Genomic DNA, 16,685 nt, shown 5'->3' with positions numbered 1-16,685 from the left:
GATTGAACGGCTTGAAGCACGTATTCCAGAGACAACTTCACCGTTATCGCCATATCCTGTGTTTGCTAACGTTATCCCCCTACGGAGTTCCTTAGCTATGCCATTCCCCCCGCGCTTCGCTACGCTGCTAGTAGCCCTGACGGTATCTACCTTTGGGGCTGGCCTGACCGCCCGCGTCATTGCCCAACCTACTGCCCTGGCTCCCCTGCTAGAAGTAACAGGAACACTCGAAGCCGATGATGACATCCTAGGTGATGGTTTTTTCTACGATCTCTATGAGTTCACAGGGCAAGCCAACCAAATCGTCACCCTCCTGCTAGAGAGTGACGCCTTTGACACCTATCTCACTCTTGTAGACGATCAGGGAAATCTCGTTGCGACAGGTAACAATATCAGTTCCGCGACTACTAACGCGGCCTTGGTAATTGAACTGCCCACTACGGGACGCTACCGCGTTATTGCCAGTGCCTCTCAGACTAATACCCAAGGCCCCTATCGCTTAACCATTCAGCCCACCCCCGCCGACCAGCCTAATTCGTTGTTAAGTGTTGCCGAGGTAACGCTGCTGGCGGCCAAAGCGCAGTTGCAAGCTGGTCTTGAGCGATTTAAGCACAGCGACTTTAGAGCTGCCCTAGCGCTGTGGGAAGAGTCGCTGTCATTGTATCGGGTAGATGCAGTGCGTACTCGCTTCTCCTCAGACAGTCGCCAAGGCGAAGCAGTCTTGTTGGACAATCTGGGGATTGCATATCATTCCTTAGGCGAGTACGGCCAGGCCATCGACTTACACCAGCAGGCTCTCGATATTAAACAAGCGATTGGCGACCGTAACGGCGAAGCCAACTCGTTGGGCAATCTGGGGCTTGTGTATTATTCCTTGGGCAAGTACGGCCGGGCTATCGACTTACACCAGCAGGCTCTCGATATTAAACAAGCGATTGGCGACCGTAACGGCGAAGCCAACTCGTTGAGCAATCTGGGACTCGTGTATGATTCCTTGGGCGAGTACGGCCGGGCTATCGATTTCTACCAGCAGGCCCTCGACATCGACCGAGCGCTCGGCGACCGCCAAGGCGAAGCGGCCTCGCTGGGCAACCTAGGGATTGCATATCATTCCTTAGGCGAGTACGGCCGCGCCATTAACTTTCACCAGCAACAGCTCGACATCGCCCGAGCGATTGGCAATCGCCAGGGCGAAGCGACCTCGTTGGGCAATCTGGGGCTTGTGTATGATTCCTTAGGCGAGTATGGCCGCGCCATCGATTTTCACCAGCAATCCCTCGACATCGCCCGAGCGATTGGCAATCGCCAAGGCGAAGCGACCTCGTTGGGCAATCTGGGGAGCATGTATGATTCCTTAGGTGAGTACGGTCGCGCCATCGATTTTCTCCAGCAATCCCTTGACATCAAACGAGCGATCGGCGACCGCCAAGGCGAAGCGACCTCGTTAGGCAATCTGGGGCTTGCGCATTATCTCTTGAGCGAGTACGACCGTGCCATCGACTTCCACCAGCAATCCCTCGACATCGCCCGAGCAATCGGTGACCGCCAAGGCGAAGCGACCTCGTTAGGCAATCTGGGGCTTGCGTATTATCACTTGGGCGAGTACGGTCGCGCCATCGACTTCCACCAGCAACAGCTCGACATCGCCCAAGCGATCGGCGACCGCAACAGCGAAAGCATCTCACTTCATAACCTGGGAGTGGCCTTTAGAAATCTGGACAACTTTACCGCCGCCGAACAGTACTTTCAAGCCTCGGCTCACGTCAAAGAATCACTTCACGATCAGCTAGCGGATGTCAATCGCCTCTCACTGCTCGATTCCCAACAGAGCACTTATCGCCTTTGGCAAGTGACCCTGATGGAGCTTAATCATCCTAAAGTGGCCTTAATTGTGGCTGAACGCGGCCGTGCTCAAGCCTTAGCCGTCAGCATGACGAGATCACTAGACCGAGAAAACGAGACATTTAAGCCCCCTGTCCCCCTTACTCTGGAACGTATCCAAGCTATTGCGGTCCAACAGCATGCCACCTTGGTGGAGTATTCAGTCTTACCCTCTGGCCGCATCTTCATCTGGGTCATCCGGCCCGATGGTACGATTCACTCAACCGTAAGCGATGTCGCCGCCTTAGACAATTCCTTAGTAGATACCACCGGCCAGTTTGCCATCCTTGGTCAAAACGGCAGCCGCGGTGGCAAGCTGCCTGAAACACCCCTGAATACCCTCGTTCAAGACACCCAGACCGTCCTGACTCGCGGCGGTGGTTCATCGGACTCTCCACTCTCTCGTCAAGAACTCGATAACCTGCTTCAACAACTTCACGAGGTCCTGATTGAGCCCATTGCCCATTTGCTTCCAACCGATGACCAACAACGAGTAATCTTCATTCCCCACCGAGAACTCTTCCGTGTCCCCTTTACCGCATTACGAGATAGTGATGGCAACTATCTAATTCAACACCACACCATTCTCACCGCCCCCTCCATCCAATCCCTCGAACTCGCTCGCCATCACCGTACCCGCATCCAATCAGTGAACACAACAGACGCCCTCATTGTCGGCAACCCTCACTTTCCCGATACATTAACAACCGCCTATGGCTGGCAGCCTTTAGCAGGAGCAGAACGAGAAGCACGCAACGTCGGCACCCTCCTCAGCCAACATCTAGGCACATCTCCCACCGTTCTCCTCCACGACCAGGCCACCGAAACACAGGTTAAGGACCAGTTGCACTCCGCTCGCTTTATTCACCTGGCCACCCACGGCAACTTAGTCTCCGTCAATGAAAAAGCCGATTTACCCGGTGTGCAATACAGCTTTCTTCCAGGGTTGCTCGCCCTGGCCGCCTCTGACCAAGACGATGGCAGTCTCACCGCTGATGAACTGCGAGACCTCACCCGCACCAACCCACTCAATGCCGAACTGGTAGTCCTCAGCGCCTGTCAAACTGGACAAGGCCGCGTCACCAGCGACGGCGTTGACGGCCTCTCTCGCACTCTGCTGACCGCAGGCGTTCCCACCATGCTGGTATCCCTGTGGAATGCCTCTGACCATCACACCGTCGAACTGATGGATGAGTTCTATAGTCAATTTCTTGAAGAGGGGCAGGATAAAGCCCAGGCACTCCGACAGGCCATGCTCCAAATGATTGAACAAGGCGACGACAATCCCAAGCATTGGGCCGCATTTACCCTCGTTGGCGAAGCCGAATAAGGCGGGCTTACCCTCTATTCATATTGACTTGAACGCTGCGATCGCAACCCGCGCAGAAACGCATCAGTAAGAGAAACTTGTTACTGTTCAGTTAATTAGTAAGTGCCAGCAGTAAAAATTCTGACAGTTAACATGCGTGCTTTGAATGTTAACTGTCACACTCAGTGAAATTCAACTTCACAATCAGAAAACTAAATTGGCACAATGACTGGCACATGAATTTAGTCCAAAACTAGTCCTTTTCACTCTCTGGATATTTTCAAAAGTCGAAAAAGTCTTTCTCATTAAGACTTACAGCTTTTCAATAGAAGATATGAATAGGTGCTCAACTCGCAACTAATCAAGCCTAAAGAATGACTGAAAGCCATATTCATCAATTGTTTTAGACTTTTAGATGATTTATTCTATTAAGCTAGCACTGGACTACTCCTATTAATTCCGAGTACCGAGGTTAGAGTAAGCAACTGTCACATCCCATGGTCAAGGTAATGTGGTGTCTATGCGCGAAGCTATAATTAAGACCTGTTAATGGGCTAAACCCATGACTCAAGCCAGACTTAAACCGCTAACTTTTGCAGAATTTTTAGAACGCAATGATGCTGATGGCATTCGCTATGACCTGTTGGCCGATGGAAGCCTAGTAGCCGTGCCTAGTGAAGCAGAAATCAACAGCGCCATCATTATGCTGTTGCTAGGAAAACTGATGCCATTTATTCAGTTGAGGTTGGCAAAAATTGGCGTCCTAGAACTCGAAGTTAATCCTGTTGGGGATGGCAAACGCAACCGTCGCCCTGACCTGGCCATTCTTGAGCCAGAGCACTTAACCATTGATAGTCTGAAAACCCGTACAGCCCTATTTTTAGGAGCATTGCCACCTCGATTTGTGGTTGAGGTAGTCAGCCCTGGCAACTCTGACAGCGAGAACTACAAACGAGACTATCTCTGGAAACGTCAACAGTATCAGGACTGGGGGATTCCTGAATATTGGATCATTAACCCTCATCAGGCACAAGTAACAGTGTTGTTGCTGGTAAATGACACCTATCAGGAAAAGACCTATCGCAGTTCTGAATTGATTAGCTCAGCGGTATTTCCTGAATTGAGCATCACTGCCAATGAGCTACTGACCATTTAACGGCACGCTAAAATTCAACTAACAGCTCCTGTTAAGATAGTACACATACACTAGCTAACTGCGGTTTAATGAAACCTCCTAGCACGGCTGAACTCGCGTCCACATCAGCTACGGCTGCACCCCATAGTGGTGATAGCCGAGAGTTTAGTGTCTTCCCAACTGGAGACTTTATTGGTAACGAACCACCATTGGAAAGTTCGTTACATCTGCAGCAGATGTTGCTGCTGATTAGCTGTCTGGAATGGCTGTGGCAGGACCGGAACGACTATTTTTTAGCAGGCAATCTGACGGTTTACTACAGCGACCGTCAGATGAAGTCTGAAAAGTTTCGGGGTCCCGACTTTTTTGTAGTGCTGGGAACAGAGAACAGGCCCCGCAATAGCTGGGTAGTATGGCAAGAAGAGGGAAAATACCCTAATGTGATTGTGGAGTTGCTGGCTGATTCGACGGCCTATACAGATAGGGAAACGAAAAAGGTAATCTACCAGGATGCATTTCGCACACCGGAATATTTTTGGTTTGACCCCAAAACACTAGAGTTTGAAGGGTTTGAGCTAGTAGATAGCCGCTATATTCCAATTTAACCAACAGCAGAAAGTCGGCTGTGGAGCAAGCAACTACAGCTATTTTTGGGTATCCACGATAATCAGTTGCGATACTTTTTACCAGATGGAGAGCTGGTACCAATTCCAGAAGAGACCGCAAAGTTAGCCCAGGTGCAGGCAGCAGAGGCCCAGACAAAAATGGAGCTAGCCGAACAAGAAACTGCGATCGCAAAAGCTAAGGCAGAACAGTTGGCTCAAAAATTACGGGAATTAGGTGTGGACCCGGATTCTCTCTAACTCCTATAGATAGTCAGTGGCTCCGATCGACAGCGTTATCATGGGACCATTAGAAAGCTGGCGCTCAGCGAGGTTTGCCATGACGGTTGCTAAATCTAAGCCCATAAATCAGACTATGACGCTGGAGGAGTATTTAGCCTATGACGATGGCACCAATACTCGCTATGAACTAGTGGATGGAATTTTGGTGGACATGGGTGCCGAGAGCGATATCAATGTGATGATTGCGGGCTTTTTAGTCTCTGTCTTGTTGCAGCATTTGCCCCACTATTGCATCCGGCGAGGCACCGAGGTGGAGGTGTTCGGCAGCGAGGCCAACACACGATATCCAGACCTGATGGTATTGACGGAGGCTGGTGTGGCAGCCTTGTCAGGCAAAAAGCGATCGCTGGTGCTCTTAGATATGCCTGCACCGGCTCTGGTGGTTGAAGTCGTATCGAGCAGTGACACGGATAAGGAATCACGTGATCGTGACTACGTTAAAAAGCGCCAGGAGTATGCCCAGCGAGGCATTCCAGAATATTGGATAGTTGATCCGATTGCAGAAAAAGTATTGATACTGAGCCTGACAGATAGCACCTACACAGAGCAGACATTCGTAGGAGATAAGCCGTTAGTGTCACCAGGCCTGCCTGAACTTACCATCAGTGCGCAGCAAGTACTGGCAGCAGGAATGTAAGTAACTTGGTTTTATTGGGCTTTCTGCATTCACGTAGAATCCACATTTGGATCTACGTGTTGAATCTACATGCATATCTGCAGTGAATCTACATGCATATCTACATGTTGAATCTACATGTTTATCTACACTCACTATCTACGCCCACACAGTTGCAAGAATATTGACATTTGTAAAACTGGCTAGAGGAAAAGACTGTTTAGGAGACAAAAACTGAACGTATCTGTCTCCCACAAGCCAAGAAATCTTCACCTATGCCTACCTCAATGGTTAGCCAGCAAAAGCTGATCAATCAATCGCTTCGCGCCAGCATAGTATTTCCCCTGCATTCCCAAATCTTGCTTGATGAATTTGGACGTCAAGTTACCCTGCTGGTGAGCCTGAAAAATAGCTCTCAGGGCAGCAGATTGGACCATAGACGCGCTGGGGTAACCCTCCAGAGTGGGAAATTGAATAACTTGCCCTGGGCCAGCCTGAGCAGTTACCCCAGTTGTTAACTCCGAATTAACCACAATCAGACCGTTACCTGGTGAGTTGCCGCCATCATGACCATTACTGACACCTGGGCCATAGTGTTGACCGTGGCTAATGAGAGGGACAACCGCCGGAACGTCTTCCACCATGGCAGGACGGTCATAATCCGAAAGCCAGTCTGTTAGACGCTGATCGATCAACTTTTTGGTGACCAAAGACTTGGCGTGGTCTTTGGCGTAACTGCCCAGGCGAATGTAGGTCAGGTTTTCCCGAACACTGCCCTGTCCCTCCAGCTTGAGCACCTTCACCGAGTCGGCCTGGGCTAACACAATCAGTCGAATCCTGAACTTACGGGCCTCAAAAATTAGGCTGATCAGGTGTTCAATGGTGGCATCGCCGCAGTTCTTGGCAATGGCGGGTAGCTCGTCCACCAACACACTCAGCAAAGGACAGGCCCGCAACTCGGCTTTGCCCAGCTTGGCGCGGCGATCCATCTCTTCCACCAGGCCGCTGATATATTCGCCAATGGCATCAAACCGGCGGCCACCGCCAATAATTTGATCACAGTAGTCAAAGTCTGAACGCTCACCTGGCCCAGCAGCTTGCCAGTGGGGATGCAGGGCGATGCGCTGACCGTCCATCATCTGGTGCAACCATTCAGCCAAGGTGGTCTTACCGTCCCCCGTATTGCCCAAAATCATCAGGTGGGGGTACTGGTTTGCTTTGAGGCTCAAATCCACCCAGTTAAACAGCTCTGGACGGTAGGGCGTTTCAGGTGTTTCGTCAGCCACCGGCAACGTTTCCACGATGGGTTGCATGGCTTCGTACAGTCGCTGCTGGCGAGAGGCGTCGCTGATGTCGGAGAAGTCGAGAACAATCCGTTCCTTTTCTACTTGGGTAGTCACGGCTAAGCGAGAGGCCCCAATGCTGGCCATGGCCGACAGCAGTAAGCCTAGTCTTACTGCGTGGTTGCTGGTGCGTAGACTGCCCAGGGTGAGGCTGCTGGCGAGAATGAGGGTTGCGATCGCAACTCCCTTCGCCCGTAACCCAGACACATAGTGGTTCTGATATTCCGATGGATGCAATGTGGCTTGGCTCATGCCCCAATCCCCCAAATCGCGACAAAAATTCCCAGGACCATCAACGCCCCCCGATATAAACAGGCCCCGCGCAACGGTGGCAGTTCCCACACCACCTGGAGCATGGCCAGTAACACAGGCGAAATCAAAAGAGACGCAATACTAGCGGCAGCGGCCTGGGGCAGAAGGCCGACAATTACAGCTGAGTTCAGTAGGCGGATAAGCACGGCAGTCGATAACACCCACAGCAGCGCATCGGTATAGATACCTCGGCTGGGCAACGCCACCATATTGGAAAACCGATTGAGGCTTTCTCTATGAATTGATGGACGGTTATTGTCCAGCTCGATTTGTTTAACCGACTGCTGGCCAAACGCATTAGAAACCGGAATTTGAACCTTAGGACCGTTATTCATTTTTCTTTGGTAGTTGTGGAGTGGATGCGATGAAACTATTGATTTGTCTAACTTCTGACTTGATTCGCTCAACGGGGTTTTGACCGTTTAGTAGACAACCGGCAACTACAGCAGCCCCGAAAAGCACACCTCTTTTCATCCTTCAATCTCCCGGATAGTTGTAGATTTCTCGACTCATCCGTTCACCGTTCCAGAAAATCGCATTGCCTAAATGCACTATGGACAGGGCAAGAACAGCGCTGGTGGTGATGAACAGAGCCAGGAACATAAGCACCTCTGCGAACTCGTGGAGCTGGGTTAATGGGCGTTGCTTTATCCCTGGTGATGGCTGGTAATGGCTAGGACGATGTTCTGACAGCTGTTGCGGTGACTTATAAACCACGATGACTGGCGGCTGGTGCCCCCTTGGTCTTGGATGTAGCTCAGGCGGTTGCTGAGGGACGATGGCCCTATTGGCTTTGTTCATGATGGGTAAGTCCTACTCGACAATGGGGCAGCAGGCATAGGTTATGGCTAACGGCACCTATGCCCATCAAGAAGAGGAGAGCGATCGCAACTATTCCCCACCAACCCCAGGGGCGGCGGTAGGGGACTTTCCCGACAGTTCAGCCATATTGGTTTGCAGCTCAGTGTCTAAGGTTCGATTGTGCAGGCTCAATGTTTCAGACCGAATCTGATAACGCAGCTTCGCGGTACGGACCTCTTCGACCTTGGCCTTCACCTTGGCCACCCCCTGCTCCTTTTGCTGGGTCACTGCTAGCTGGTTTTGGTAGTCCGTATCCACTGCCTCAAGAAAGCCATCACAGGCATCCAAAAACCGATCAATATCCTCAGTCTGAAAAGAACTCAGAGGCACTTCCCCGCGCACGTTTTCCAGGTTAATTTCACTGGGCACGGTCGGCAGCGCTAATTGCCCTCGGTGGTTACCTGTCAGGACAGTTAGGGTATTCGGGGCGGACTGCTGCGGCTGGGTTGGCAATGAGAATTCAGTCCTCAGCTGGTTTACAGCTGCCACATCCAGGCCATTGCTGGTGACAATGCCCAACTCCTTACAACGGTTGAACACGGTACTTTTAGCTAGGCCGTTATCCTTACAAAATTTGGTCAATGAAATCATCTTGAACACTCCTAGAACGTTGTCAGCACTAGCCCCGCACAGTTTTGGAACGCAGCACAACAGGTGAATCCGTGCGGGCTCAGTTTCATCAATGTTTTTGATCGTTTTGTGATTTCGATGGTAGCATCACAGTACATGTACTGAACAGGTACCTAACTTAAAAGAATGTGTACGGAGTAAGATTATGGCTGTCAAAGCGTTTGAAATCCCTGTGCCATCAGACAAACCCAGAGTCACGTTATATATCGATACTGACCTTAAGCAAGCTCTTGAGGTCTTAGCGGAACGTGCTGATCGGTCAGTGAGCAACTATGTCATTCAGTTAATCAGGCAGGACATTACCAGAGCGCAACAAGCTGGTGAACTTCCTGCAGCTGATGAATCCAAAAATCAGAAATCCTGAGATCTTCTCCAAGCGTTTTTCGATTACACAATTATTGCTGTTCGCCTACTTTACAAATGTCAATATCTTGGCCTCTGTGTGGGCGTTGATTGACGTTGACAACGTTGATAAACGTTGATCAGTGTTGACTTAATGTTGATAAACGTAGATTCAATGTTGATTCAACGTAGATAAACATAGATTCAACGTTGATTTTCACTATCTATAAACATGTGATTTATTTTCATTAGAAAAATCTTTATTTCTCTGAATAGAACAGAATTGATTTAAAGGCTTGACATGAGAGATAAAGACTTAATGAAAACGAAAGATTCCTTCAAATTTATTGATAATAAAGGTTTTTGATTTTGAATAACTTGAGTCTTTAAAGTGAATAATTCTTCAAGAAACTGGTTTTCAGATAGGTGTGGCATGGATTTGTATGGATTTAACTAACTTTTTGAAAGTTGAATAGAAGCTCTTGAAAAATATTTTCTAGTCGCTAGCATGAGAGAGTTCATATCCTTTTGAGGTATCACTATGAACAACAAGTCTTCCCAAAAGGCTCCTTTGGTCCCTATGACCATTCACCTGCGCCCCAAAGATGTCACCCTAGGGCGTCAGCTGGAAGCGCTGACGGGTGTCAGTTTTCGAGTCCATATCAGGTCTGCAGTGGCGCAATATCTGAGGGCGCATCAAACCACCTTTGACTCTACGAATCCGTTGAATTTTGAGCTGGAGACCACTGTCCCCGGCGAAAGTTCTTGAATCTCTGGGTCTGATCACTGTCCCACCTGATGATCAGGCCCGATTAGGCAAAAAAGCAGAAAACTCAACTCGTACCAGCTCCTACCCCGGACGAATTGAGTTTCCTAAAGTTCAGACCCGAAACCCTGGAGGTATTCGAGTAATGTATGACCCCCATAATAGCCAATCTTGCCCAGCGGTAACCGCTGCGGTTACAAATCGTTCTGCACCGGCACTCTCTTCCCAGAGTTTGCCTGCTGAGTGGCAATTTACACCTATTCGCAAAGGTGCTAAAGCTCCCCTTGGAAAAGATTGGCAGAAAACCCCTTACCCATGGCAAACCGTCGCCCATGTTCTCCAAACGCAACAATTTGCAAGCAAACCCGCGGGAGCCGTTGGTGTTCTCTGTGGTCCCATCTCGGGAGGGTTGTTGATGTTTGACCATGATGGCCATAGCTGTGATGCCCTGATTGAAACGCTATCGGGTTTACCTCTGGCAGAGGCACTACCCCACACAGTCAAGGTCACCAGTGGACGTGAAGGCCGCTATCAGTTGGCCTACCAAGTTCCTGAAAAGTACTGGAGTGCCATTCGTAACCGTGACTATCAGACGGGCACTAAAGACGACAACAATAAACCTGAGCAGATTGAATTTCGGTGGCAAGGGCGACAGTCGGTGACTTTGGGTGAACATCCCATGACGGAAGGCTACCGGTGGGTACATTCTCCAGCGGATACGCCCGTAGCCGAGGCTCCCCTCTGGATGATTGAGCGAATGTTGTCACCAGAGTTCACGCCAGTCAATACCCCGCCCAAGAACCATCGATGGAGCGATCGAGAATGGGCACTGTCCTACCTGGAGGCGATTAATCCTGACTATTTGGATTGGTACACCTGGCGCAATGTGCTTTTGGGTGCTCATGCAGCAGGTTTGAGTGAGGCTGAGGTTAGCCAGTGGAGTCAGCGTAGTGCTAAGCATACTGACCGGGGCTTTAGTGATGTTTGGCGACACATTAAGGGTAAAGCTGATGGTATTGGCCTGGGTACGCTGGGGTACCTGGCGAAGAAAGATGGGTGGGTATCGCCGTTTGGTCAGGTGGGAGATGGAGGGGAGTTGCGATCGCAACCCAACTCATCCCAAATGACTGCATCCCCTAAGCCTTGCTCTCCCAGCTTTGAGGAAGTCAAGGCAGAACTCAGAAAGTACCTTGAGCTAGAAAGTCCTTCAGAACAGTGGCGAGTCATGCAGGAGTTGTCCCGTGCCTCTGGGTACCAGGTAAAGGCACTCAAGGAGTTAGCCGTCACCCTGGATGCAGAAGTCTCAGGGGAAGATTGGGTGCTATCGGCTGGCCAGTTTGCCCAGCTAGATACGGGCTGCAATGAGTTTTTGATAGAAGAGTTTCTGCCTGCCAATGTGGCTATTTTGTTTGGTAGCCAGGGTGGCTTAGGCAAAACTCTCCTGCTCAATGACCTGGTGTATGCCCTGGCGACAGGAACTGAGTGGGGTGGCTATCAGATACCTAAACGGCGGAACATTCTCTTTATCCAAACAGATGAGTCTGAAAGCAACACCCAGGAGCGCTGGGAACTGCGGGGCCTATCTGAGCTAGATAACGTCTGGATTATTCGCACGTTTGTGCCAGCCCAGATGAACCGGCTAAAACGCACCATCGAAGAACTCAACATTGATGTGGTGGTTCTAGATTCCCTCACCAGTGTGCAGATGAACTCAGGGATTAGCTACAAAGATCCGGAGTATGGACGATTGATCTATGAGTTCAAGAAGCTGGCCTCTGAGCTGCGGGTGACACCTATTATCATCGTGCATACCAACAAAAGTGAACGGGCTGATGACCTGGAGAAGATTGCTGGTAGCTATGCCATCGGGGCAGCTGCATCAGAGGTGTTTATTCTCTCCAGACCCAAGGAAGGTAATGCGGATCTACGAGTGCTGAGCCGGGTGAAGTCTAGAAAATTTCCTCTAGAGTTTAATCTTCTATTGCTGCATCCAGACGATCTCTCTTTCGAGAATCAGGGGGCTTGCGATAAGGATGGGAATTTACTCAGCGATAGTCCCAATACGCCAGCTATCGAGGGGTCAGCCAGGGAGCGGGTGAAAGCATTTCTAATACAGAATCCGGGTGTTCGTTTCCATTCATTGGAGGTGGCCAACCATTTGGGGATAGCACCACCGACGGCCCGGAAGTTGCTGAGCGAGATGCACCGTCACCACATTATTAAACGGTCCAAATTGCAGGGGGGCGAGTATGCCGGAAAACCGGGCTATTACCTGCCTTTGCCTGCGGTGGAAACTGAGGACCTGGAGCAGGGGGAAATTATACGGCTGCTCAACCTTAGTGCGGAGAATCTAGAGGAGTTCGAGCAACAACAGTCACGACTGACGCCCACCCAGCGAGAGAGTCTGTATGCCAGGGCTCCACATATTGAAAAGGGGAGGCATGACAGTGATTGAATCTATGCTTTCTCCAATCCTGCATCTACACCAAGACATATTTGTACTGCCTGTTAGATATAGGGAGGCTCACCATGCAGCGTAAGGATTTTGAGGCGTTGGTTGCCCGTGTGGCACTTCTGGAAAGGTATCTACGGGCATTGGGGTTGCCGGTAGCGCCGTGGACGTCTCCTCAGCAGGCGGCGGATTTGTTGAATACAAGTCGTACTCGAATTACGGCTGAGATTAAAAAGGCGGAACATGCTCGAATTCATAAGCTGAAGTATGACCTGGCCTGGAGTGTGCATTATCGGAAGAATGGTGAGCACTGGCAGGTGAATCCGGTGGAGCTGGAGAAGATCATTTTTCTGCCGCCGGATCAGCGGCCTTATATTGAGTTGTCTAGCTGACTTGAAAGTGACTGAGCCCCTTCTCAATCCTTGATTTCTGCAGAACCGTCGTCTTCCTTTCTATAATCTTCGGGGTCATAACCGATATCACCAACGAAACAAAAAGACAACACTAGGTTGAAATTTTCTTCACCAATGTCCCGCAGAGTCAGCTCCAGAGGGGTAATAATACTCTTAACGTCACGAAAGAATTTTTGCTGTTCACGCTTGAGGTAGGGGTCTTCAATTCGCTCCAGGTGTTTGAGAGGTTCTTCAAAACATTCATTCAGAGACTTTGAAGTGGAATGTTCAGGCTTATCTTCACGATGTTCTTCATAGTGACAGGAAATTGCTGCCACTATTTCCCGCATAAAGGTGGGATAGCGTCCCGAAAGAACAAGCATTGCCAACACCGCTTTCTTAATTTGTTCAGCATTTGGTTGTTCATCACGCTTTGAGCGGAACCAAAGAATTTTGAGGATTTTGTAGATATTGATCAATCGCTTTGCTGTTCTGGGCGATAGATCAACTTTTGTGCAGATATCTTTAAGCGTTTGGAATTCAGCTTGGGTAAATTTGGCGACTTGAGGGGGAGGCGGTTCAACCTCTGGAGCAGGTTGTAAAGCCTCTGCTTGGGAAGTTTCCTCAATGTTACTTACTATTGGCACTTCAGTATCTATCAAATCCATTGCTGATTGTGAAACTGAATCCGAATTCGTTATTAATTCACTTTGGACACTTTTTCCTGAAAGTTCAGCATTGTCCTCTTCGATTTCAAGATGACTTTCAAGATAAGTGCCGATGACATTTCCATTAATAGAACGTGTTCGATAGGGAATTTGAATAATTTTCTCTAGATAGTCTATGCCTGAAGGACTAGCCTGGCGTTTAAGAACACCTTTGTAAGTATTCTCTAAAGCACGGGAAATGTATCGGTCGTCGATAGCCAATACGACAACAAACAAAGGGGTCTTGATAAGGAGTTGAACAGCTTCTAGAACGTCCACAACTCGATCAGGTGGGCAACGATCAAGATCATCAATGTAGAGGATAACGCGAGCAGGTCCTCTAGGAAAAAGTTCTCGCAGATGTTCCCAACTTTCAAGTGGCGAAGGTTGAGCTACCTTGTCTGGCTTTTTATAAAGGCGTTGGGATAACCCATCAAGATCACGACTAATTTGGTGAATTAGACCGAGGCGTTGACCATAGTCATTATCTTGAATTCGATTATTAACAAAGTCGAGTAAGGAAGACTGATTAGCTATTAACCCTACTTGACGGCGTTTTTGTTCAACTTGGAGTCTTAGAACTTCAACACCTTGAGATAACTCTGCAATATTGGATTTTTCTTGGGCCTCTTGTAGCCAACTTTGATACTGATTATCGAGCTGAGCTTGAGCTTGTTTCACTTCATTGAGATATTGCTTGGCAGTTTCCCAGATTTTCTGCAGCAATATTCCTGTGATTGGTAATGAGACTGGCCAATAAGCAGTGTACTTCTCGCTTAACCAAATCCGACTGACATTGAAGTATGCCTGAATAGTATTTTGGAGTGCGGTCATTCGTTCTGACCAACTAGGCGATGCACCTACAATCATTAGGCATATCAGACTCGCAAGCGCAATGTAGGCTCTCGGAGAATGGCGTAGCTTTTTCAGCGATGATTGCCAGTTATCGATTTGGTCTGGATCGATACCTAATAACCGATATGACAGGTTCAAGACCGGCTGCCAGATAATGGTTGTTTTCTGGCGCTCTAGCTTTTTCTGAGCTACCAGTTCAGCAATTCTTTTTTGACTCTCTAAGTCGGTTTCAGTAGCCCGTAAGCTTTCCTCAATAGCAGCTAGTTCCTGTTGATCATGCTTACGAAGATTGCTAAGTTCTTTCCAAACTACTCCTTGAGTTCTGGAATTAGAAATTCTTTCCTGCCAAATCAGTAGCCCTAGCTCACCAAGAGACTGCTCCGCTTGAATAAGATTGTCGCGTTCATTTGCCGTCAAGTCACTGTTGATAACACTCCAAACCTTACCTCCATCTCGAAGTTTGCCAAGAGCATATTTCTGTGCGCGTGCCCATATATCAACAAGTACCTGGATAGGCAAAGATTGCCACTGATCTGTGGTACCGGGTGCGATATGGTCGTCTATTTTTTCTTTAAAGTCATTCCATCTAAAATCTTTCCAGACTGAGGGTATGAGTGTTTCAGGATTTTCAGATTGAAGTAACTCAGACGTATTTTTCTTCTGAGCTATCTTCTGTCGATATTGCTCAGAGTAGTCCTGCCAGAATTTGGGCTCAAGAATTTGCAATAATGCTTCTGCTTCTTTACGGCGATCTATCAATGTCTTGATGAACGTTTTGACTTGGTTATTGTTGATTGCAGGTCTTTGCTTGGTGTTAGAGGCTAACCTATCTAGTAATGCAGTGACAGCGAAGTGGATAGCGAAAGTATCTCTGAGGTGCTTTTCAAGCGTGAGTTGATAATTGAGTTCGTAAAAGATAGTTTGCATCAAGCTAGACCATAAATCTGCCTTGGCATAGGTCCAGGAGTTGAAATAAATTTGATAGAGATGCCCTACATAGGGGCACTCTTCACCAAGAGTATTGTTATCCTTTAGCCCCCAGGCACGTTCAGCAGAAACAGACTTTTGGTAGATGGCCTTTAGTTGTTGACGCATTAAGTGCATCACAAACGACTTGCCGCTACCCCATCCTCCTAAAACTCCGACGGTCAATGGCGGATTAAGGGCTCTCATAGCCAATACTTCTGCCAAAGCATTGACCTCAGATTCAATACCAAGGAGATCTCTACCTTGGACCTCATCATTTCTAAAGCTTTGGGCAATGCGATTATTGCTGAGAGGTTTCTTGTTGAATATGTCTACCTTTTGCTGAGCTTGAATTTCTTCGATTAGCTCTGCTTCTAATGCCTGATCTGGTAATTCCCAGGTACGGGTTAAATTAATTGCTTCACCAAAGTTGGTACAGACCGGCGTTTGCAACTCCCCCTTCAATGCTTGGTTCACATAGTCCACCAGGGCAAAGGTGTCAATCCACCGTCCTGGCAACCGAGAAGGATTTAACCCCTCCAACAATGCTTTGGTCAGCACGCTGTACTCACTTGGTAGATCTTCCCAGGAAGTTTCAAAATCCCGAGACGACGCGACAAAACATCGATCTCGACTCTCACTATTTCCAGGATTCGCAGCACCAACATTGATAATTAGAGAGCCACTGTGACTGCAATCCAACCAAATGACTTGCTGCTTTACCTTGCTTTCCGATAATAACCACTGTAACCATCTTAACGACAGGCCAGTCCGAGGATTTGTTGGATTGGTATCACTCGCTGCTAAGTACCCCTTATCAAATCCATCTTTATCTGGAAGTCCATGACCAGAAAAATAGAACAACGCTGTTTCTGGTGCCTGTGAAAGCTCAGGACGAAATAGTTGCTGTAAGATATTCTCGAGATGTGATTGTGGGACCATATGGGTCGCTGATACTACGGGCTTATTGATATTTGCCTGACCATTTCTCTCTGGTACTCGCAGTACATTAAATTCCCCATCTTGTTCTAAACGCTGCGCAATTGCCTCAGCATTTGAAACTGAAGCCTTAAGTTTAGGCAGATATTGATAATTATTAATCCCGACGATCAGTGCATCGCGGCTCATAGAGGGCTGCTAATGATTAGATATAGTGCCAGCATAGTACCTAGCTGCTCATACAACAGCACCCGCCTTAGTCTTATTTTTACTC

General features: G+C 48.7%; 12 protein-coding genes and 1 pseudogene. 8 read left to right on the top strand and 5 right to left on the bottom strand.

Features of this window, described 5'->3' with window-relative positions; translation table 11 throughout:
• Positions 1–97: 97 nt before the first annotated feature.
• The 4 genes and pseudogenes from SPB21_RS02230 (at position 98) to SPB21_RS02215 (ending at position 5,867) form a co-directional block, all read left to right on the top strand.
• Positions 98–3,211: a CHAT domain-containing protein gene (locus SPB21_RS02230; protein ID WP_499865274.1), complete on the top strand. Its 3,114-nt coding sequence runs from the start codon at positions 98–100 to the stop codon at positions 3,209–3,211.
• A 541-nt stretch (positions 3,212–3,752) separates the two neighbouring features.
• Positions 3,753–4,346 (top strand): Uma2 family endonuclease, encoded by a 594-nt coding sequence (locus SPB21_RS02225; protein ID WP_499865273.1) that lies wholly within the window; start codon positions 3,753–3,755, stop codon positions 4,344–4,346.
• 68 nt (positions 4,347–4,414) lie between these two features.
• Positions 4,415–5,188 (top strand): annotated as a pseudogene (locus SPB21_RS02220) (Uma2 family endonuclease).
• 79 nt (positions 5,189–5,267) lie between these two features.
• The gene (locus tag SPB21_RS02215) at positions 5,268–5,867 is read left to right on the top strand and encodes a Uma2 family endonuclease (protein ID WP_499865272.1); all 600 of its coding nucleotides are present in this window, start codon (positions 5,268–5,270) and stop codon (positions 5,865–5,867) included.
• Positions 5,868–6,130: 263 nt separating this feature from the next.
• On the opposite strand, the gene SPB21_RS02210 is transcribed toward SPB21_RS02215, so the two are convergent.
• The 4 genes from SPB21_RS02210 to SPB21_RS02195 form a co-directional block, all read right to left on the bottom strand.
• Positions 6,131–7,441, bottom strand: a complete 1,311-nt coding sequence (locus SPB21_RS02210; protein WP_499865270.1) for a hypothetical protein — start codon at positions 7,439–7,441, stop codon at positions 6,131–6,133.
• Positions 7,438–7,836 (bottom strand): hypothetical protein, encoded by a 399-nt coding sequence (locus tag SPB21_RS02205; protein ID WP_499865269.1) that lies wholly within the window; start codon positions 7,834–7,836, stop codon positions 7,438–7,440. The genes SPB21_RS02210 and SPB21_RS02205 overlap by 4 nt, the downstream gene beginning before the upstream one ends.
• A 142-nt stretch (positions 7,837–7,978) precedes the next feature.
• A complete protein-coding gene (locus tag SPB21_RS02200; protein WP_499865268.1) occupies positions 7,979–8,302 on the bottom strand; it encodes a hypothetical protein in 324 nt (107 codons plus the stop codon).
• A gap of 90 nt (positions 8,303–8,392) precedes the next feature.
• Positions 8,393–8,953 carry a hypothetical protein gene (locus tag SPB21_RS02195; protein ID WP_499865267.1) on the bottom strand — a complete coding sequence of 187 codons (561 nt, stop codon included), beginning with the start codon at positions 8,951–8,953 and terminating at the stop codon, positions 8,393–8,395.
• Positions 8,954–9,137: 184 nt separating this feature from the next.
• Between SPB21_RS02195 and SPB21_RS02190 the strand changes: the two genes are divergently transcribed.
• The 4 genes from SPB21_RS02190 to SPB21_RS02175 all read left to right on the top strand — a co-directional run bounded on the left by SPB21_RS02190 (position 9,138) and on the right by SPB21_RS02175 (position 12,944).
• Complete coding sequence (locus SPB21_RS02190; protein WP_499865265.1) at positions 9,138–9,356, top strand: hypothetical protein; 219 nt, start codon at positions 9,138–9,140, stop codon at positions 9,354–9,356.
• 519 nt (positions 9,357–9,875) lie between these two features.
• Positions 9,876–10,103, top strand: coding sequence for a hypothetical protein (locus tag SPB21_RS02185; RefSeq protein ID WP_499865263.1), 228 nt, complete (start codon positions 9,876–9,878; stop codon positions 10,101–10,103).
• A 142-nt stretch (positions 10,104–10,245) separates the two neighbouring features.
• The gene (locus SPB21_RS02180; RefSeq protein WP_499865262.1) at positions 10,246–12,555 is read left to right on the top strand and encodes a bifunctional DNA primase/polymerase; all 2,310 of its coding nucleotides are present in this window, start codon (positions 10,246–10,248) and stop codon (positions 12,553–12,555) included.
• 74 nt (positions 12,556–12,629) lie between these two features.
• Positions 12,630–12,944 carry a hypothetical protein gene (locus tag SPB21_RS02175; RefSeq protein WP_499865260.1) on the top strand — a complete coding sequence of 105 codons (315 nt, stop codon included), beginning with the start codon at positions 12,630–12,632 and terminating at the stop codon, positions 12,942–12,944.
• Positions 12,945–12,967: 23 nt separating this feature from the next.
• Here SPB21_RS02175 and SPB21_RS02170 read toward each other — a convergent pair whose 3' ends face one another.
• A complete protein-coding gene (locus SPB21_RS02170) occupies positions 12,968–16,600 on the bottom strand; it encodes a caspase family protein (RefSeq protein WP_499865259.1) in 3,633 nt (1,210 codons plus the stop codon).
• Between the last annotated feature and the right edge of the window lie 85 nt (positions 16,601–16,685).

Source organism: Leptothoe sp. ISB3NOV94-8A, assembly GCF_043421595.1.
Classification (GTDB): Bacteria; Cyanobacteriota; Cyanobacteriia; order Phormidesmidales; family Phormidesmidaceae; genus Leptothoe; species Leptothoe turfae.
Note: the sequence above shows the minus strand (reverse complement) of the source record. Positions and strands in the feature narration are given on the sequence as shown.

Coding starts and splice junctions, on each gene's coding strand:
- SPB21_RS02200 (WP_499865268.1), bottom strand. CDS start 8,302: ATGAACAAAGCCAATAGGGCCATCGTCCCTCAGCAACCGCCTGAGCTA.
- SPB21_RS02215 (WP_499865272.1), top strand. CDS start 5,268: ATGACGGTTGCTAAATCTAAGCCCATAAATCAGACTATGACGCTGGAG.
- SPB21_RS02180 (WP_499865262.1), top strand. CDS start 10,246: ATGTATGACCCCCATAATAGCCAATCTTGCCCAGCGGTAACCGCTGCG.
- SPB21_RS02205 (WP_499865269.1), bottom strand. CDS start 7,836: ATGAATAACGGTCCTAAGGTTCAAATTCCGGTTTCTAATGCGTTTGGC.
- SPB21_RS02225 (WP_499865273.1), top strand. CDS start 3,753: ATGACTCAAGCCAGACTTAAACCGCTAACTTTTGCAGAATTTTTAGAA.
- SPB21_RS02175 (WP_499865260.1), top strand. CDS start 12,630: ATGCAGCGTAAGGATTTTGAGGCGTTGGTTGCCCGTGTGGCACTTCTG.
- SPB21_RS02190 (WP_499865265.1), top strand. CDS start 9,138: ATGGCTGTCAAAGCGTTTGAAATCCCTGTGCCATCAGACAAACCCAGA.
- SPB21_RS02170 (WP_499865259.1), bottom strand. CDS start 16,600: ATGAGCCGCGATGCACTGATCGTCGGGATTAATAATTATCAATATCTG.
- SPB21_RS02230 (WP_499865274.1), top strand. CDS start 98: ATGCCATTCCCCCCGCGCTTCGCTACGCTGCTAGTAGCCCTGACGGTA.
- SPB21_RS02195 (WP_499865267.1), bottom strand. CDS start 8,953: ATGATTTCATTGACCAAATTTTGTAAGGATAACGGCCTAGCTAAAAGT.
- SPB21_RS02185 (WP_499865263.1), top strand. CDS start 9,876: ATGAACAACAAGTCTTCCCAAAAGGCTCCTTTGGTCCCTATGACCATT.
- SPB21_RS02210 (WP_499865270.1), bottom strand. CDS start 7,441: ATGAGCCAAGCCACATTGCATCCATCGGAATATCAGAACCACTATGTG.